Origin of the sequence: Photorhabdus khanii NC19, assembly GCF_000517265.1 — a bacterium.
GTDB lineage: Bacteria > Pseudomonadota > Gammaproteobacteria > Enterobacterales > Enterobacteriaceae > Photorhabdus > Photorhabdus khanii.
On the sequence record NZ_AYSJ01000011.1, the window covers coordinates 248091 to 268263 of the forward strand.

Sequence of the window (20173 nt, forward strand, 5' to 3'; positions counted from 1 at the left end):
GCACTGGGCGAGGGTTTACGGCGGGTCTTGCTAAGCTATCGCCGTGTAAGCATTTGGCAGCACCATATAAATGCCAGTAAATACCGCACCTACACCGTGCTCACCACGGACCGTCACCTCCAACTTCACTCTCGCTTTGTAGCCTTGCGCAAGGCGAGCCAAATCGCCGCTCATATTTTTGAGATCCGCAACAGAACTTGGCCTGCCAACGATAGGCTTTTTGTAACGGATATTGGCATCAGCCAGAATAATATCACCCCCCAGTTGGCGTTCTTGTAACAACAGCCAAATCAACCCCCAACCGGTCAACGTTGCCAGTGAGAACAGACTACCTGCAAAGAGAGATTGATGAGGATTTTGATTCCCTGCTTCCGGCATCGTGGTAATAAAACTCTGGCCGGTATATTGAGAGATCCGCACCCCCATTTTCTCACTGAGGGGAATATGCTTGTACCAGGCTTTTTGCAGTTCATTGCACCAATCCGGCCGGTGAAGAATATCATCAAGCGTCGCAACAGGTTTGATCATCAGAAAATGGCGAATGGGTGTTGTTTGCGGGCTGGTAATTGGCCCACGATTTTCGAACCCCAGTTTACTGAAAAAATCTACCGCATGTTCACGGGCGCTGCATACTACCCGTTTCACACCTTCTTGACGGGCAACAGATTCCAGGGCCATTGCGATCAGTTTCCCCAACCCTTTGCCTTGCACATGGGGATGTACTGCCAGAAAGCGGATGGCCCCTTCGCTATCCGCGTTGATATATAAACGCCCTACCGCCACCGGGTTACCTTTCTCATCCACAACCATCTGGTGATGAGCCATGGTGTCATAACCATCTTTCTCAGAGCCTACAGGCTGATGCAATGGCTTACGCAACATTTCCCAACGAAATCGATAATATGCTTCCAGTTCTTGTTCTGTTTCAGGTACTCGCAGATGATACATAGAAACTGCCCCTTTCTTTTAATCATGATGTGTAATCGGGGGTAATTGCGCTTTACTGGCTGCTTTTCGTGGCTACACCTGCAACCAGAAAGTGACTGGTCCATCGTTTGTCAGACTGACTTTCATATCGGCAGCAAACCGCCCGATTTCTGTTTTTACACCACTTTGGCGGCATCGTTCAACAAAATAGCGATATAATTCATCAGCCTTATCCGGATTTGCGCCGCCAGAAAAACCAGGGCGCATTCCCTTTTGAGTATCAGCAGCCAGGGTAAACTGGGAAACAACCAGTAAACTGCCGCCAACTTGTTGGACATTCAGATTCATTTTGCCCTGCTCATCACTGAATATCCGATACCCTATCACTTTCTCACATAATCGTTTTGCCTTTTGTTGATCATCTTCTTTTTCAACGCCCAGCAATACCAGCAGACCGTGACCAATTGCCCCAATCATTTCGTTCTCAACAACAACATTTGCCTGTGTTACTCGCTGGATTAACGCAATCATACTTTTCCTTAGATATTAGCATCCGTGCACTATCCCCCATTATCAGTTCAATTACTCTTCTGTTCAGAAAAACCGATTGTTTTGAAATAGTCTGGGACTGTCTGCCGGTCAATAACATGAACACTATTTATGCCTAACGCACCGGCCGCCTCTACATTTTCCAGCACATCATCAAAAAATACCGCCTGATCCGGTGAGAAACCTTCTGCCTCAAGAACATATTTGAAAATATCAGGTTCAGGTTTGCGCATTGCCAAATCCTGGGACAGATAGAGGTAATCAGCCGATACCGCAATTTCCGGGTAATTATGCGGCCAATAATCCAAGTGCAAACGGTTTGTGTTGGATAACACCACAACCCGATGCCCTGCTTCACGTAATTTATTCATTATTTGAATAACTTCAGGACGAATATCAATAAAAATAGCATGCCATCCGGCAGCAAACTGCTCAAAACTGAGTGAAATATTCATTTCCTGACATAAAGTATCAGCGAACTCCAAATCAGTAATTTGACCACGCTCATGTTTTTCAAACGTTTCTCCCATTGAGAAACTTTTCGTCAACGTCGCAAGAGGTGTGCCGCTCAAATTACTCCAGACAGCTAAAACTCTTTTAAAATCAATATCAATAATCACATTACCCATATCGAAGATATATAGCATGACCACCTCCTGGTTAATTAGTAACTTTTTACTTTAATCGTATTTCTAATTAGAAAACAGTACGGAAAAGTAAAAAGCGAATTACTTCACGGTATTTTTCTTATGAAACGATAAAGTAGCCTCCAGATCAAAAAAGTAGAGTAAGGTGTTATTTTATGTTGTGGTTCCTCCTTTGTATTGGGCTTCTTCTGGCAGGATATTTCATATACGGCAAGATTGTCGAAAAAATATTCACCATTCGACCAGAAAGAAAAACCCCCGCGCTTTCTATGGCAGATGGTGTCGATTATGTTGCAATGTCCACCCCAAAAGTTTGGCTAATTCAGTTACTTAATATTGCCGGTGTCGGCCCTATTTTCGGCCCGATTCTTGGTGCCCTCTATGGTCCACTGGCCATGCTGTGGATTGTCTTCGGCTGTATCTTTGCCGGCGCAGTACATGATTATTTCTCTGGTATGCTCAGTGTTCGTGCACGGGGAGCATCAGTACCCGTCATCGTCGGTAATGAACTGGGCAAAGCCATGAAACATTTCATGAATATCTTTGCTGTCATTCTGCTGATGCTGGTTGGTGTAGTATTTGTTCTGAGTCCGGCAGGCTTACTGAACAACTTACTAAAAGAGGCTATCGGCTGGGATAGCATTGCTATCTGGGTTGGCGTTATCTTTGCTTACTATATTCTCGCGACACTGGTCCCTATTGATAAAATCATCGGTCGCCTTTACCCACTATTTGGTGCGTTATTGCTGTTTATGTCTGTCGCGCTTATGGTTGGTTTGGCTATGAGCGATAAACCTTTCTACTCACAAGGATTGGATTTCACCACTAACTTTAACCCGAAAGACCTTCCTGTTTGGCCGTTGTTGTTTGTCACGATTGCCTGTGGCGCTATCTCCGGCTTTCACGCTACTCAGTCCCCGCTGATGGCACGTTGTATGCAGAATGAGAAAAATGGCCGCTTTGTTTTCTATGGTGCAATGATTGGTGAAGGTATTATCGCGCTGATCTGGTGTACACTGGGTCTGAGTTTCTATGAAGACACTAACGCATTGCAGGCAGTGATTGATCAGGGTACTGCCTCTCTGGTTGTGCATGAAGTTTCCACTTCTCTGCTGGGCACTGTCGGCGGTATTCTGGCCATCCTTGGTGTGGTGATTCTGCCAATTACTTCCGGCGATACAGCGTTCCGTTCTGCCCGCTTGATTATTGCTGAATTCCTGAATATTCCTCAGCAAGAAATGACCAAACGCCTGTTATTAAGTGTGCCCATGTTTATTGTCGGTTATCTGATCACCAAAACCGATTTCAATATCATCTGGCGTTACTTCGGCTGGGCAAACCAAACTACAGCAATGGTTATGTTGTGGGCTGCCTCTGCCTGGCTGCTGCGCCGCGATAAATTCCACTGGATCACCACCCTGCCGGCCATGTTCATGACAGCGGTGTGCTTCACCTATCTGGCATTCGCTCCAGAAGGTTTTGCCCTGGATTGGAATATCTCTGTCGTTATCGGCCTGGCGGCAATGGTGAGTGTAACGATTATCTTCTTTGCAAAAGTCCGCTCTAAATCAGCTTCTGATAATATAGAAGCCGAAGCACTAAATGAGTAAAAACCAAAGAAAACATTAAATATTAATAACAGCCCCTTAGGTAAAATGTCGAGGGGTTTTAATTTCCACTGAGGTTAGGTTCCTTGATAATGTTAAAAACACCACAGTCAGAGCAATTGGTTTAAAGAAAGGGGAATTTCCCCAGTCGTAAATAGCTGGGAGAGCTTCTTTATAAGTGATGAACGCCCAACCAATGATTTCTTATCTAAAAGGGCATCCCAACACCAACCAGAACGCGAAACGTTTTAAAGACAAACCTATCAGTAATGATAATAAATGGGAGAATCTTCAAGCAAGGATGCAATTCACCTCCCATAATCATTGCCTGTTTAACGGTTAAATAAAAACAGCTCATTAAAGCAGAAACAGCCCCTTCAAATGAAATTACACTCATTATTCTGGGTGATGGCAAATACAATAAAAATTGACTACAATTATTATTTGCAACACAGTACGAATAGTGGTTGAACTATACACCATTCGAATACCAGAACTTCGCTTTAGCCGCATCCATGTCGGAAAAAGCGATAAATGCAGGTTTACGCATTTTCAAATACAGGTTGTTACAGATATACCAACAGATAGTTGACTTCATTAATGGCACCAATAGTTTTTCTTTATGGTCAACCGGTCTTTGGATGATTGCTCGCTTATTATCGAAGCAAGCAGTATCAAGCTTGGTATTATGAATTCCTCCCCTGAAGAAGGCTATCTGCTCAGGTGAAGGTTTTGAATGTTTTTAGCATTAATAGGAGAATGAACCATGTACATGTTTTTACCATTTTTACTCGCATTATTTGCAGTCATAACCACCCTGGTTGGAAAGAATAAAATTAGCTATACCCTATGGAGCCTTCTTCTGGTGACAACCATAGCTTGGTTTATTCATCATGCGACTGATTCGCTAAATCTATCTTTTTAACAGGAGACAATTTGATGAATCAGGTATTAACAACAAAACAGACGATCAGCTACGGCATGATATTCAACATCATTGGGTTATTTGGTATTAGTGCCGCACTTACCGTTGCCTTCTATTATCAACTAGTCCTTTCTGAATTGCCTTGCCCATTATGTCTGCTACAGCGGACAGGCATGATCATGATAGGATTTGGTTTCCTGTTTAATCTCCGTTTTGGAATAAAAAGCGCACACTATGGCATCGCGATTATCGGCAGTATCGTGACCGGAATTATTGCAATCCGACAAGTGTTTTTACATATCACACCTGGCGATATCGGTTATGGCTCTGCACTTTTTGGTATACATTTTTATACTTGGGCTCTCATCTCCTCAGTTATCGCTATCATCGCCATATCAGTCATGCTGATATTGAAAAGTCTGGTAAAAACGACCGAAGAAAAGGAAAGCAAGTCTGTTTTCGGTCAGATTATTATTGGAATATTTGTCGTATTAATTACAGCAAATTTGATCTCTACCATTTTGGAATGTGGCGGCGGGCAATGTGATGACAACCCAACGTTTTATCAATTGCTGGGTAAATAAATCCCAAAAAACTCAGGGCACCATCGGTGCCCTAAGCATTTGCATGGCAGAAAGATTACGCCTCTTTGCTGCGATGCGCACGACGACGGTCGTTTTCTGTCAGATGGCGTTTACGCAGGCGAATTGACACAGGAGTCACTTCTACCAGTTCGTCATCATCAATAAACTCCAGAGCCTGCTCCAGGGTTTTCTTAATATACGGAGACAAGGTTGTCGCTTCGTCAGTACCAGACGCACGGACGTTTGTCAGTTTCTTACCTGTCAGGCAGTTAACTGTCAAGTCATTGGAGCGGGAATGAATGCCGATCACTTGGCCTTCATACACTTCCGCACCATGCCCCAGGAACAACTTACCACGATCCTGCAAGCTATAAAGCGCATAAGCAACCGCTTTACCCTGACCATTGGAAATCATGACACCGTTCTGACGGCGACCGATTTCACCCGCACGAATATCATCATAGTGGCTAAATGTTGCATACAACAGGCCAGTACCAGAGGTCATGGTCAGGAATTCAGTCCGGAAACCAATCAAACCACGGCTTGGAATGATGTAATCAAGGCGCACACGGCCTTTACCGTCGGGCAACATATCGCGCAGATCAGCTTTACGCTCACCCAGTGCCTGCATCACATCACCCTGATGTTGCTCTTCAATATCCAGAGTTACCTGCTCGAATGGCTCTTGTTTGCGGCCATCGATCTCACGGAAGATAACTTTCGGACGAGATACCGCCAATTCAAAACCTTCACGGCGCATGTTCTCAATCAGAACAGATAAGTGCAATTCGCCACGGCCAGAAACACGGAACGCATCTGGATCTTCGGTTTCTTCAACACGCAGCGCGACATTGTGAACCAGCTCTTTCTTCAAACGCTCAAGGATCTGGCGTGAAGTAACATATTTACCTTCACGACCACAGAAAGGAGAAGTGTTAACACAGAAAAACATACTTACCGTCGGCTCATCAACAGCCAGTGGCGGCAACGCTTCAACTGAATTGGTGTCACACAGGGTATCGGAGATATTCAGCTCACCCAAACCGGTAATCGCAACGATGTCGCCCGCTTCCGCTTGCTCACTCTCAATACGCTCCAGACCCAGGTGGCCCAGAACTTTACCAATTTTGCCGTTCCGGGTTTTACCTTCGCTATCAACAATCGTCACGTTCTGGTTTGGTTTAACCGTACCGCGCTTGATACGACCAATACCGATAACACCAACATAGTTGTTGTAGTCCAGCTGAGAAATCTGCATCTGGAATGAACCATTAAGGTCAACTTTCGGTGGCTCTACATGATCGACAATCGCCTGATACAACGGAGTCATATCTTCGGCCATATCAGTATGCTCAATACCGGCAATTCCCATCAGTGCAGATGCATAGATAATTGGGAAGTCCAGTTGCTCGTCAGTCGCACCCAGGTTTACAAACAGGTCAAACACCTGATCGACAACCCAATCAGGACGTGCGCCAGGACGGTCAACTTTGTTGATAACCACAATAGGTTTCAAACCATGAGCGAACGCTTTTTGAGTTACAAAACGGGTCTGAGGCATTGGCCCATCCATGGCATCGACCAGCAACAATACGCTGTCAACCATAGACATAACACGTTCTACTTCACCGCCGAAATCAGCATGTCCCGGAGTGTCTACGATATTAATACGGTAGTCATTCCATTTAATGGCGGTATTTTTTGCGAGGATAGTAATTCCACGCTCTTTCTCCAGATCATTGGAGTCCATCACACGTTCTGTCGCTGTCGCACGGTCACCGAAAGTACCGGATTGTTGCAGCAGCTTGTCAACCAGGGTAGTTTTACCATGGTCAACATGCGCGATAATGGCGATATTACGCAATTTTTCGATCACAAACTTTGCCTCAGGCATTTAGAAATAGCGCGCTATTGTACACACATTGGTCGAGGGACTAAACAGGATCACAAGAATCTGTTCTTAACAACTTGATACCAATGGAATTGTGATCCCTTTCACGCCTATAAAAGATGCACTATTGATAAAAATGCACCGACAGGGTGCAGGATAGTAACATAATCGCACTAATACAGTGCAATTTTCCTGAATATTAAAGTATTCCCCCATGGGGATACCCATAACACAGTATATTGCAAGGTGTCAGAAAGTTGGCACGCTTTTCGCAATTGTTTTCCTCATCTAATAAGATTGTTTTTTACAACAACAAGTTTGCAAACGCGTAAATAGCCTTGTTAAGGTAAAACAATGTAACTGTGTTTTCTTTAAGTCTTAATCTAAAACCATTTTACCAAGACCGACACAAACCAGGAGAAACCGAGTATGTCCGCTGAACATGTTTTAACCATGATTGAAGAGCATCAGGTGAAGTTTATTGATTTGCGTTTCACTGATACCAAAGGCAAAGAACAACATATGACCATTCCTGCTCATCAGGTTAATGCGGACTTCTTTGAAGATGGCAAAATGTTCGATGGCTCTTCAATTCACGGTTGGAAAGGTATTAACGAATCCGACATGGTGCTGATGCCAGATCCAAGTACAGCGATGCTTGATCCGTTCTTTGATGATGCCACTCTGATACTGCGTTGTGACATTCTGGAACCCGGCACGATGCAAGGCTATGAACGTGATCCACGTTCCATCTGCAAACGTGCTGAAGATTTTTTGCGCTCAAGCGGCATTGCAGATACCGTCTTGTGTGGGCCTGAACCTGAGTTTTTCCTGTTTGACGACATACGCTTCGGCAGTTCTATGTCGGGTTCCTATTACCATATCGATGATATTGAAGCAGCATGGAACTCCGGAACTCGATACGAAGGCGGTAACAAAGGCCACCGACCTGCGGTAAAAGGCGGTTACGCCCCGCTGCCTCCGGTTGATTCTTCTCAGGATTTACGTTCAGCCATGTGCCTGACAATGGAAGCGATGGGACTGGTTGTGGAAGCTCACCATCATGAAGTTGGCACTGCCGGTCAAAATGAAATTGCTACTCGTTTCAACACGATGACCAAAAAGGCTGACGAAACCCAGATTTACAAATACGTCGTACATAATGTGGCGCACAATTTTGGCAAAACCGCCACCTTCATGCCAAAACCACTGGTTGGTGATAATGGCTCCGGCATGCACTGCCATATGTCCCTGTCTAAAAACAGCGCCAACCTGTTTGCCGGTGACAAATACGGTGGTTTGTCCGAACTGGCGTTGTTCTACATCGGCGGTATTATCAAACATGCCCGTGCACTGAACGCATTTACCAACCCGACAACCAACTCTTATAAACGTCTGGTTCCGGGCTACGAAGCACCGGTTATGCTGGCCTACTCTGCCCGTAACCGTTCTGCATCCATCCGTATTCCGGTTGTCGCCAGCACCAAGGCCCGCCGTATTGAAGTACGTTTCCCTGACCCGGCAGCTAACCCTTATTTGGCATTTGCCGCTCAGTTGATGGCTGGCCTTGACGGTATTATCAATAAAATCCATCCGGGTGATGCGATGGATAAAAACCTGTATGACCTACCACCGGAAGAAGCCAAAGAGATCCCAACCGTCGCTTCTTCTCTGGATGAAGCACTGTCAGCATTGGATACTGACCGCGAGTTCCTGACCCGTGGTGGCGTATTCACCGATGACGCCATTGATGCTTATATTGAATTGAAAAACAGTGAAATGGAGCGTGTCCGCCTGACACCACATCCACTGGAGTTTGAACTGTATTACAGTGTGTAATTACCAGCGCCGTTCCCGCTGATCATTTTTTGTTGCCGTGAAACCTTTAGCCCATCTTCGGATGGGCCTTTTTCCTATTCCCTGGGTTTTACGCTCGAATATGATACAGTGCACCAAAAAGGTGCGGGAGTGTAAATGAAAACGGAAAACCTACCCGATACCGGGCAAATATTAAACTCACTGATTAACAGCGTACTGGTGCTGGATACCGATCTCGTGATCCGCTATGCCAACCATGCAGCGCTGCAACTATTCGCTCAGAGCGCCCGTAAACTATTAGGTACACCTCTTCCGGTGCTGTTCAGTTACTTTTCACTGGATACAGAGCTGATGCACGCCAGTTTAGTCAGCGGTCAGAGTTTTACTGACAACGAAGTGACGTTAGTGGTTAATAACCGCTCTCATATTATGTCGCTCAGTGCCCAACCCATTTCCGGGCAGTTTATTTTGCTGGAACTGGCACCTATGGATAGTCAACGCCGGTTAAGTCAAGAGCAGGTACAACAAGCCCAGCAGATAGCAGCACGGGAATTGATTCGGGGGCTGGCACATGAAATTAAAAATCCTCTCGGCGGGCTGAGGGGAGCTGCGCAATTACTTTCAAGAGCGCTGCCTGATCCTGCTTTGCAGGAATACACCCAGGTGATTATTGAACAGGCGGACCGGTTGCGTCATCTGGTAGACAGATTACTTGGCCCACAACATCCGGGCGAACAAATTAAACAAAGCATTCATTATGTTGCTGAACGGGTCTATCAATTAGTCTCGCTGGAAATGCCGGATAATGTCACACTGATAAAAGATTACGATCCAAGTCTGCCGGAACTGGCTCACTACCCGGATCAAATTGAGCAGGTGCTGCTGAACATCACCCGTAATGCCTTGCAAGCTCTGGGCACACAGGGTGGCACCATTACCCTGCGTACCCGGACCGCGTTCCAAATCACCCTGCATGGTCAGCGCTATCGTCTGGCCGCCAGAATAGATGTGGAAGACAACGGACCAGGTATCCCGCCACAGATTCAGGACACACTGTTTTACCCGATGGTTAGTGCTCATGAAGGCGGAACGGGTCTTGGTCTATCCATTGCCCGCAATTTGATAGATCAGCACTCTGGTAAAATAGAATTTACCAGTTGGCCGGGGCACACAGAATTTTCTATCTACTTACCGATCAAGAAATAGAGGATAGCTATGCAACGAGGAAAAATCTGGATCGTTGATGATGACAACTCAATCCGCTGGGTACTTGAACGGGCGCTAAGTAGCGCGGGGATGGAATGCATCAGTTTCGCAGACGCTGACAGTGTACTGACTGCACTGGTCCAAAACACACCTGATGTCCTGATTTCTGATATCCGCATGCCGGGAATGAACGGATTGAACCTGCTGAATAACATTAAGCAGAGTCACCCGTTGCTGCCGGTCATTATTATGACAGCCCATTCTGATCTGGATGCCGCAGTCAGTGCCTATCAACAAGGCGCTTTTGATTACTTACCAAAACCCTTTGATATTGATGAAGCTGTCGCACTGCTGGAACGCGCGCTTAGCCACTCCCGCGAACAGAATCAACCCGCTAAAAACCCACAGGTCATTACACCGGTTTCCGACATGATAGGTGAAGCGCCTGCTATGCAAGATGTTTACCGCATTATTGGCCGCCTTTCCCGCTCTTCGATCAGTGTGTTGATTAATGGCGAATCCGGTACAGGAAAAGAGCTAGTGGCTCATGCCTTGCACCGCCACAGTCCAAGAACCAATGAGCCATTTATTGCACTTAACATGGCAGCGATTCCCAAAGATCTAATTGAATCAGAGCTGTTTGGTCATGAGAAAGGGGCTTTTACCGGTGCCAACCAAATACGTCATGGACGATTTGAACAGGCCAATCGCGGTTCGCTATTCCTTGATGAAATTGGCGATATGCCACTGGATATTCAGACCCGACTATTACGGGTATTGGCTGAAGGCCAGTTTTACCGGGTTGGCGGCTATGCCCCCGTGAAAGTGGATGTGCGGATTATCGCTGCAACTCATCAGGATCTAGAACGTTTGGTAGAAAAAGGCAAATTCCGAGAAGACCTGTATCACCGCCTGAATGTTATTCGTATGCAGTTACCTCCCCTGCGTGACAGAGTGGAAGATATCCCTCGCCTGACCCGCCATTTCCTGCAACAAACTGCCAAAGAGCTGGGCGTAGAAGCAAAAATGCTCCATCCTGACGCAGAAATTGCCTTAATGCGTTTACCCTGGCCGGGCAATGTTCGCCAGTTAGAAAACATCTGTCGTTGGCTGACTGTCATGGCGGCAAGTCAGGAAGTATTGGTACAAGATTTGCCGTCTGAATTATTTGAAACTCATCACCCTGAAACCAGCACGGCAACATTGGCAACAACAATGTCGGAAAACTGGCCGCAACTACTCGCTCACTGGGCAACAAATGCGTTGGCGAATGGTCAGCAGGACCTGCTATCTGAAGCCTTACCATTGCTGGAACGTACTTTACTTAACTGTGCGCTTAAACATACCCAAGGACATAAGCAGGACGCTGCACGATTACTGGGTTGGGGGCGTAATACCATTACACGGAAACTAAAAGAACTGGGGTTGGAGTAAGGAGATAATATCTCCAGCCTTATCACCACTCTTTGGCATTTAATATATCTCATTCCCCATTGTCAGCTATTCTACGAGCGTTAGACGAGCAGTCTGAACAGCGAGCGGATTCAAATCAAAACCCCATACACTATCACATAAGTTTTTGATAACTTTAGGCGCTTTTCCTGAATAGCTTCGTATGCGTCTTGACTCATTACGTACCATCTTGTAAATCGGTGTAAAAATTTTCCCAATTATGAACCTGAACAATCATGGCATCAACCGTATGATCCGATTTTAAAAGGCTTAATCAAACAGGGTTAATCAACAGTTAAAACCTTATGATACCGATTAAAACCAGAGGTTAAAAAACGGCTTTTCATATACCCAATAGATTTCAAGTTGCAGCGCGGCGGCAAGTGAACGCCTCCCCAAGAGCATAGATAACGATGTAACTGGGGTGAGTGAAAGCAGCCAACAAAGCAGCAACTTGAAAGATGAAGGGTATATTTATTTAAATCTGTGCCTTGAACAATTAAAAGTCCGTAAAGTTTTGCAGACTTTTAGCCAGTCAGTCTATTTAAACATACCCAAGACATAAGCAGGATACCGCACATCTGCTGGATTGGGGACGCAATACCATTAAGAAACTGAAAGAATTGCCATTGATGTAAAAAAGAGTATTTTCATCCTTATTGCCACTTTCCAGCATTTAATATATCGCATTCCCAATTGTCAGGGCTAAAGAACCAGATCTTGATCAAGTTTTATACTATACATTCAGACAGGAAATTAATCCCACATTAGAATAGTTTGATTATGTCACTATCAAATTATTAATTATTATCTATGGGAAAATTACCACTTCATCACCAAAGCCTGACAGGGCTTATTCTGCTGGCAATCTCCGCACTGGCACAGGCTTCAATTCCTGTCAGCCCTGCGGATCAAGAAACCATCACGCAACAACAAAAAGCCTTGTTGCAGCAAGCCCAACAGCAACGGGAAGCACTGCGTCACAATCTCACCTTATCCCCACCACCCGCTTTAACACCAGATGCATCAGAATCTGTTTGCCACACCATTCATCGGATTGAATTTGCAGGGGCGGAAAACCTGTCAAGGTCAGTCAAACAGAACTTGATTCACCCTTACTTATCTCATTGTTTAACTTTGCAGGATATTAATGGACTGGTGCGTAAAGTATCGAATGCCTATATCGAACGAGGTTATGTCACATCCCGTGCCGACCTCAAAGCGCAGGATTTATCCACCGGTATCCTCATTATTACTGTGAATGAAGGCAAAATTGAATCAATCAGCCTTGATAATGGAACACCACTCTCACTCAAAATGGCCTTTCCGGGCATGGTTGGAAAAACACTGAATCTGCGGGATATTGAACAAGGCATGGAACGCCTGAACCGCCTTCCCTCTCAGCAGGTGACCATTGATATTCAGCCGGGAAAACAACCTGGCTATTCTGCGGTTACCTTAAAACGAACCTCGACGCGTTTACCGATCAATGCCAGTTTAGGTGCAGATAACAGTGGTCAAAAAAGTACCGGCACCGGACAAACCAATGCCAGTGTGAACCTGGATAATCCATTACATCTTGCTGATCAGTGGTCATTGTCTGCCAGCCATAACAGTGATTTTCGCAATAGCCACCAAAACCGAAGCCTCACTTCTAATGTAACAGTCCCTTATGGCAACTGGTTGTTCAGTTATCAGTATGCGTGGAACGACTCTTTTCAGGATATCCCGGTTGACTCACAAATCTATCGCTACGAAGGCGACAGCCAGACTCACCGGTTGGCAATAAACCGGGCGTTATATCGTGACGGTGAACAGAAGCTGGCGCTGGATATGGGCTTGACGCGCCGCCAAACGACCAATTTGCTGGCAGGAGAGAAATTATCCATCAGCAGCCCGACACTCAGCGCTATCAGCTTTGGCGTTAACTACAGTTCCGTGCTGGCGGGTAGCTATATCACGTTTAACCCGGCAATAAGCCACGGTTTACCGGTGTTCGGTGCGACAAAAGATGATCCCCATTTCCCGGATGCGCCACGGAGTCAATTCCGTAAATTTAGCCTGAGTGCCAGCTATTTTATGCCGGTCACGGATTCCATTTATTACCTCTCATCCATTTACGGTCAGACCACACCCGACAACCTTTACGCCAGCGAACGCCTCTCACTCGGCGGGCAATATTCCGTTCGGGGATTTAAAGAACAATCTCTCACCGGCAATCGTGGCGGATATTGGCGCAATGAGCTGAACTGGCGGATTGCAGAACATCCTGTACTGGGTGAACTCACCTTAACCGGAGCACTGGATACGGGTTGGTTACGAGGAAAAACCGGGCAAATTGAGGGCGGTAATGTTACCGGCACCGCTCTTGGCCTCTCACTGGCTCACCGCAGGTTCAATCAGGCGATAACGATTGGGACACCACTAGCTCACCCTGATCACCTGAAACCAGATCACTGGGTGGCTTACTGGTCTGCATCACTGACACTGTAACGATGTAAGACACAATCTATTGATAAAAAACATTTTTATTCCAACAAACAAGGACTGATACATGAGTCAACGCAACAACCCTCTGACAAGGGCTACGAGTTATCTTTTAATTTACCTGACCGCCGTCTATCCCCTTCATCCCGCGATTGCAGCCGGAATAACGCCGGATAATAGCCAAACACAGGTACAAAATCAGAGCAATGTGCCGGTTGTCAATATCGCCACACCGAATAGCGCCGGGATATCCCACAACACCTATCAAGAGTTTAACGTTGCCACTCAGGGGGCCGTACTCAACAACGCCACTCAGGCGGCGCAATCACAACTGGCCGGGCAACTTAACGCCAACCCTAATCTGAACGGCAACGCGGCTGAACTGATTATTAATGAAGTCACCGGCAGCGGGCGCTCTGAGCTGCAAGGCCAGCTGGAAATTGTCGGCAATAAAGCCAATGTGATGATTGCCAACCCCAATGGCATTACTTGTGATGGCTGTGGTTTTATCAATACCGCCGGCGCCACCCTGACCACCGGTAAACCTCAGTTTGACAAACAGGGTGCATTGGAAGCCCTGGAGGTTAAACAAGGCCAGATTACCCTTGGCGGCAAAGGGCTGGATGGTAAGGCGACAGATTATGTCGATATCATCAGCCGGGCGACGGAGTTGAATGGAAAAATTCAGGCTAACACCCTGTCGCTGACGCAAGGGGCCAACCGTATCAGCTTAAAAGACGGCACGGTTAAATCCATTGCCGGCGAAGGTGCTAAACCGCAATTAGCCATTGATACCAAAGCATTAGGCGGCATGTATGCCAATAAAATCCGGCTGGTGGCGACCGAAGAGGGTGTTGGGGTTAATTTGAAAGATTTAACCAGCGACCAGCGTGATATTACTTTAAACGTTAATGGCAAAATTGAATTAGGCAATACCAAAGCTAAAACCGACTTAAATATTATGGGCAAAGAAACTTATATTGCTCCGAATATTACCGTGCAAGCGGGACAGGATATGACCCTGGCCAACACCACCCTGGAGAATAAAGGCCGCGTAACTGCGGGCCGGGATATGCGGGTATGGGGTGACACCGTGCGTAATAGCGGGGATAAAGCTTTACTGCAAGCCAACGATAATCTGTGGATACAAAAAGATGCGCAGGGGAATAAAGGTCAATTAGTCGAGAATAGATCGGCGACCATTAAAACCCAGCGGGGCGATATGGTTATTCGCACGCATCAATTGAATAACGTGCGCGATGTTTTTACTACCCAGTGGCAGGAAAAGAAACCGGATTCACATTCATTCACCGCCAATGTGCTGGGGAACGGCTGGAAAGATGATCCTAATCTGTTGATCATCATTGAGCCTTATCTGAACAATCCGCCGGCGGGAAAATGGTTCGGCCATGTCAACATTAAAGACAATCCCCATGTCAATGACAGTCAAAAAACATTCACCGTCACCGGGACGAGCCCGGAAGCCCAAATACTGGCGGGTAACAACCTGTATCTGAACGGCGATCAGGTTTTGAATGCCCGGAGTAAAATCGCGGCGAATAAAAATCTTATCATGACCGGGAACCGTTATCTCAATAGCAGTGTCTCCCCCGGCAGCCTGTATGGGTTTACGTCATATTCTTTTCCAACAATAAATGAGCATTTCAGATGGAAAAATGGCATTGGTCACTCGATAGACGATGCTAAAAAGCAATTTCCCGACATGGAGCTTGAGCCGGTTTATGTCGACCTGATTAAACAGGATAACAGTACCGCTTTTTATCCCTCCGGGGCGGTGATGGGCACAGTTTCGGCCGGAGAGAATTTTGTCGCGGACTTCAACGATGAGATTACATTTGACGCCCAGTCTTTCAGGGGGGATGCCTCGCTTAAGGAGCGAGGGTATAACGGCGTCAACACCGTGGTCTCCGCCAGGAACATCGTGCTGCACGCCAACAATATCCGGGGTGACAGCGGTTTTCAGGCAAAACAGGATTTTTCCGCCATTGCCGAAAATAATCTCAACCTTCAACATGCCGACCTCCGGGCCGGTCATTCACTCTCCCTGCTGGCGGTTAATAACCTGAGTGCCACGCAAACCGTGTTGGACGGTAAAGACATCAGCCTGATTGCCCGTCAGGGCGATATTCGCTTCAGTGAACCTGATATTCGCTATTACGACAGTGACGGCCAGCCGCACGTTTCCCAACTGAATGCCGGTGAAAAAGTGACGTTACAGGCGGGCAACAATATTCAACTGGAAAACGTGGCGGTCGCCAAAAACACCCAGCTGGGGCTGTATGCCGGTCAGGATATTCAGCTGGTCCGCAATGAAAGCCGCCTCACCCACGCGCCCCTCGGCAAGCCGCCCGCCAATAATGAATCCCGACTGAAACAGGTAGGAGAGTGGGAAAGTCGCGGGGATATGGTGCTCTCTGCGGGTCACACCCTGTAAATTCAGGGACTTACCTTCAAGGCCGGTCAATCAATCAGTCTGCATGGCGGACAAGATATCGATTTATCCCCCCGTGTGCTGAATAAAGACGACGATAACGCCTTTAAAACGCAACGCCGCCCGGAAATGCGCACACAGCTGCTGGCCGGTCACCATCTCACGTTAAATGCTGCCCGGGATATCAACTTGCAGGGCACCAACCTCCGGGCCAACAATCAGGCCACCGTTCTGGCGGGCCGGAATATGACCCTGGCGGCCTTGCCGTATTCCGCCCTCGCCCATCCGTCGGATGAACATCAGGATGAACGCCATCAGGGGGCAGACCTCCGCGGGGAAAAAGGGCTGACGCTGGCCGCTAATGGCAGCCTGACCATGCAAGGGAGCACGCTGAACTCAGCCGGTCACATCATGCTCGCCAGCGGGGGCAATATGCGCGTTGAATCGGTGCGTAACCATACCAGCGGCGGCGGAACCGAACGCTACACCCAGCAAGGCACCGGGATAAACAGTGGCGGCAATCTGACGATACTCGCCAGCGGGAGTATTCTGTTCCAGGCGACAACACTGATGGCGAAAGGCGCGATGGACATTGCGGCGCAAGGGGGGTTCCTGTACGCCCAGGCCATGGAAGAAACCTATCGATGGGAAGAACAAAAGAAAAGCTGCAAAAAATTCCTGGGCATTCAGTCCTGCACGGTTTTTGGCTCCAGGACGGAAACCCGGCGAAAAGAGAGTGCGACGAATAAAGTCACCGAATTTACCGCCGGCGGCAATATTAATCTGCTGGCAAAAGACGATGTGACACTGGAAGCCGCCAAGGTTAACACGCAGAAAAATGCCGGCATCACCAGCCGGACCGGTCAGGTGAATTTCAAGGCGGTGAAGAACACCACGTTTGAACAGACCCTTACCGATTCCAGCGGTTTTTTTATTACCCACAGTGATAAAGGCTACATTGAAGATAAGTGGGCACTGCCGGCAATCCATTTCGGTGGAAAACTCACCGTAGAGGCAGCCAACGGGATCAACGCGGATATCAAAGCTCAACATGGTCAGTCACTACACAATGCCGTCGCTGTTTTCGGTAATACCCCGGAAACCGCCTGGCTGAAAGGACTGAGTGACCGTCAGGATGTGCAATGGAACTTAGTCAACGATGCGTATGATAGCTGGGATTATAAAAGCCAGCACCTGAACCCGGTGGTTTCGGCGGTGATAGCGATTGCCGTGGCCGCGGTGACGGCAGGCGCAGGCATAACGGCGTCGGTGGCCGGGTCAGCCGCAGGCACGGCAGGTTCAGCGGCGACGGCAGCGGGAGCTGCTGCCAGCACTGCCGCTACCGTGAGTTCAGTGGCTTACGGCGCAACCGCTTCCGGCATGGCAGCGCTGGCCTCTCAGGCGGCGGTCGCCCTGGTGGACAATCAGGGTGACCTGTCCAAAACCTTAAAAGCCATGGGAAGCAGCGAGACGGTTAAATCCACCCTGACTTCAATGGCGATCGGTGGCGCATTGGCGGGCTTTGACACGGTAATGGGATGGGATGAAGCGGCGAATGGCACTAAACTGGATCCATCAAAGGCAAAATTACCTTCCTTGAGCAACGGTGACTGGAGCAAAGTGGCTCAACGAGTCGCGGGCCAGTCCATTATCGGTGCCAGTCTGGGGACAACGATTAATGGCGGCAGCTTTAAAGATAACTTCACCACGGCTTTGCTGTCTAATATTGGCAGTCAGATTAATGCGGAAGGAGCCGGGCTGATTGGGGATAACGGGGAAATTCTGGGTGTGCCCGGTAAAGCCCTCAGCCATGCAGTGGTTTCTGCCCTGGCGGCGGAAATAGCGGGCGGTGATGCCAAAGGGGCAGCTGTGGGGGCGCTGGCCGCTGAATTAGCCACTATCACAATGGAAAGCCGGCTATTTGAACCGTCGTACAAAAATGAAGCTGAACGGCAAATTCATAAACTTCAGGAAGCGTTGACGGGTAATGAAGCCAAGGCTCAGACAGCCAAATTTATCGGGGCGTTGTCAGGGGCCCTGATTAGTCATACACCCGAAGGCGCTTATAGTGCGGCGAACAGCGCAGAGCTTGTCTATCGTAACAACATGACTGAGCATATGTTGCATCAGTTATCGGTTGATAATCAAAAAGATATCCTGGCGGCAGAGAAAGGGGATAAATCGGCGACAGAACGCGTTATTGCGCGACGTGATGCCGCGATAACCGTGACCGCAGTGGCAGCAGGCGGATATGCACTGGCTTATGGCGGTTATATATTGCTGGCAGGATCTGCGGAAATGGCAGCGGCAGGGCGTGTTGCTCTTGAAGGCTGTAAAACTAATCCGGCTCTGTGTCTGAACAACGTGGGCATTTTTGTTGCAGATGCCATTGCGCCAGAAGCGGCTGTTGGAACAGGAGTTTTAGCGACTGGAGCCGTAAAAGTATTAGGTAACACCAAAGAAGGTGCGAAAAATCTGGCAGGAGAATTGAGTCATGTCTCAAAACCACTTTTGAGGAATGCCAAGCCCGATACCCATACTGTAACTGGCTTGATGGAAAAAGAAGCGTTGTATATAGAGCGCAACTCGGCAACAGCGACTGTCAGCGCCTCAGAAACCGGTATCCAATGGGGCAAAGGCAATATGAAGCAAGGTATGCCTTGGGAAGACTATGTGGGTACGCAACTCCCTGTAGGCTCCCGCTTACCGAAGAACTTTAAAACTTTTGATTACTATGACGAATCAACTAAAACAGCAATTAGCGTGAAAACCATGGATACACAAACGCTGTCAAAGCTAACTAAACCTAATCAAATATACAGTTCTATAAAAGGTAATATTGATGCTGCTACGAAATTCAAGGAATATACACTTTCTGATATGATTTTAGATTCAACAATGATTGCTAATAAAGAAATCCGATTAGCGGTTCCGGCAAATACAACAAAAATTCAATGGACAGAAATAAATCGGGCTATTGAATACGGGAAAAATCAGGGTGTTAAGGTCACAGTGACACAGGTAAAATGATGATGTTTATAGAAAATCAAGATTATCGTGCCAGAGCTTATATGACAGACAAGTTCTTGGGTATTGACACATATTCGGGATTAGGAAGATCTGGACGAGATCCCATTTTTCCTTCTCATTTACTCTTACCTGATGCTGATGATAAGAGTATTGGCGAGAAAGTATTGCAGGCTTTATCTGATAGTAGAACACTGACAATAGGAGAATGTGCCACTTTTTTCGATCTTGAAAGAAACAAAGAGCAATATTCTGAATGGATAGCTATGTTGATGGAACAATATGGTTATAAAACTAAACGAGTGTTATTCAAGAATATGAAAAGCTGTTCAATTCATGGTGTTAATAGCCTAATAACCATGAGACCTAGCTACCACGAAAAGCTTGAAGCTTGGAGCGGTGATAGAATTAAAGAATCTGATTATGTTGTTCTTCCGATAGATAGTTCTTCGGAGGAAATTGGAGCAGCTCTTAGATTAGCTCTTAGTCGCTGTATCGGTTAAATCAAGATCCCAGCCATAAAAAAGCTGGGATTCTTTTTCCCTTTTTGGGCGATCGACAAACTGCTTTTTTTTCGGTGATTAGTTAGATAGTGTCGTCA

General features: G+C 47.1%; 14 protein-coding genes and 1 pseudogene. 10 read left to right on the forward strand and 5 right to left on the reverse strand.

The window, feature by feature from the left end; genetic code table 11:
• Nucleotides 1-30: 30 nt before the first annotated feature.
• From fabY to yihX, 3 genes are all read right to left on the reverse strand, one after another.
• On the reverse strand, nucleotides 31-948 hold the full coding sequence (gene fabY, locus PTE_RS10960) for a fatty acid biosynthesis protein FabY (RefSeq protein ID WP_036846238.1): 918 nt from the start codon (nucleotides 946-948) through the stop codon (nucleotides 31-33).
• 72 nt (nucleotides 949-1020) lie between these two features.
• The gene (dtd, locus tag PTE_RS10965) at nucleotides 1021-1458 is read right to left on the reverse strand and encodes a D-aminoacyl-tRNA deacylase (protein ID WP_036846241.1); all 438 of its coding nucleotides are present in this window, start codon (nucleotides 1456-1458) and stop codon (nucleotides 1021-1023) included.
• A gap of 47 nt (nucleotides 1459-1505) precedes the next feature.
• Nucleotides 1506-2123, reverse strand: coding sequence for a glucose-1-phosphatase (gene yihX / locus PTE_RS10970; protein WP_036846244.1), 618 nt, complete (start codon nucleotides 2121-2123; stop codon nucleotides 1506-1508).
• A 155-nt stretch (nucleotides 2124-2278) separates the two neighbouring features.
• On the opposite strand from yihX, the gene PTE_RS10975 reads away from it, so the two are divergent.
• A complete protein-coding gene (locus PTE_RS10975; RefSeq protein ID WP_036846247.1) occupies nucleotides 2279-3733 on the forward strand; it encodes a carbon starvation CstA family protein in 1455 nt (484 codons plus the stop codon).
• Nucleotides 3734-4202: 469 nt separating this feature from the next.
• On the opposite strand, the gene PTE_RS26845 is transcribed toward PTE_RS10975, so the two are convergent.
• Nucleotides 4203-4328 (reverse strand): hypothetical protein, encoded by a 126-nt coding sequence (locus PTE_RS26845; protein WP_269149774.1) that lies wholly within the window; start codon nucleotides 4326-4328, stop codon nucleotides 4203-4205.
• Nucleotides 4329-4502: 174 nt separating this feature from the next.
• Between PTE_RS26845 and PTE_RS26505 the strand changes: the two genes are divergently transcribed.
• Both PTE_RS26505 and PTE_RS10985 read left to right on the forward strand, forming a co-directional pair.
• The gene (locus PTE_RS26505) at nucleotides 4503-4655 is read left to right on the forward strand and encodes a DUF5993 family protein (protein ID WP_036846581.1); all 153 of its coding nucleotides are present in this window, start codon (nucleotides 4503-4505) and stop codon (nucleotides 4653-4655) included.
• 14 nt (nucleotides 4656-4669) lie between these two features.
• Nucleotides 4670-5239 carry a disulfide bond formation protein B gene (locus tag PTE_RS10985; RefSeq protein WP_036846250.1) on the forward strand — a complete coding sequence of 190 codons (570 nt, stop codon included), beginning with the start codon at nucleotides 4670-4672 and terminating at the stop codon, nucleotides 5237-5239.
• 55 nt (nucleotides 5240-5294) lie between these two features.
• Here the strand turns inward: PTE_RS10985 and typA are convergent, their stop codons facing one another.
• A complete protein-coding gene (typA, locus tag PTE_RS10990) occupies nucleotides 5295-7133 on the reverse strand; it encodes a ribosome-dependent GTPase TypA (protein WP_036846254.1) in 1839 nt (612 codons plus the stop codon).
• A 426-nt stretch (nucleotides 7134-7559) separates the two neighbouring features.
• On the opposite strand from typA, the gene glnA reads away from it, so the two are divergent.
• The 7 genes and pseudogenes from glnA (at nucleotide 7560) to PTE_RS11020 (ending at nucleotide 20075) form a co-directional block, all read left to right on the forward strand.
• On the forward strand, nucleotides 7560-8969 hold the full coding sequence (gene glnA, locus PTE_RS10995) for a glutamate--ammonia ligase (protein WP_036846256.1): 1410 nt from the start codon (nucleotides 7560-7562) through the stop codon (nucleotides 8967-8969).
• Between the two features lie 135 nt (nucleotides 8970-9104).
• Complete coding sequence (gene glnL / locus PTE_RS11000; protein ID WP_036846259.1) at nucleotides 9105-10154, forward strand: nitrogen regulation protein NR(II); 1050 nt, start codon at nucleotides 9105-9107, stop codon at nucleotides 10152-10154.
• A 9-nt stretch (nucleotides 10155-10163) separates the two neighbouring features.
• Complete coding sequence (gene glnG / locus PTE_RS11005) at nucleotides 10164-11588, forward strand: nitrogen regulation protein NR(I) (protein WP_036846261.1); 1425 nt, start codon at nucleotides 10164-10166, stop codon at nucleotides 11586-11588.
• Nucleotides 11589-12419: 831 nt separating this feature from the next.
• Complete coding sequence (locus tag PTE_RS11010) at nucleotides 12420-14099, forward strand: ShlB/FhaC/HecB family hemolysin secretion/activation protein (protein ID WP_036846262.1); 1680 nt, start codon at nucleotides 12420-12422, stop codon at nucleotides 14097-14099.
• Between the two features lie 61 nt (nucleotides 14100-14160).
• Nucleotides 14161-15402, forward strand: a pseudogene (locus PTE_RS27250) (filamentous hemagglutinin N-terminal domain-containing protein); the annotation flags it as partial.
• 1221 nt (nucleotides 15403-16623) lie between these two features.
• Entirely contained in the window at nucleotides 16624-19575 is a 2952-nt protein-coding gene (locus PTE_RS22830) for a DUF637 domain-containing protein (RefSeq protein WP_051477364.1), read from the forward strand.
• Nucleotides 19575-20075, forward strand: a complete 501-nt coding sequence (locus tag PTE_RS11020) for a contact-dependent growth inhibition system immunity protein (RefSeq protein WP_036846263.1) — start codon at nucleotides 19575-19577, stop codon at nucleotides 20073-20075. Before PTE_RS22830 ends, PTE_RS11020 begins: the two co-directional genes overlap by 1 nt.
• Nucleotides 20076-20173: the final 98 nt, after the last annotated feature.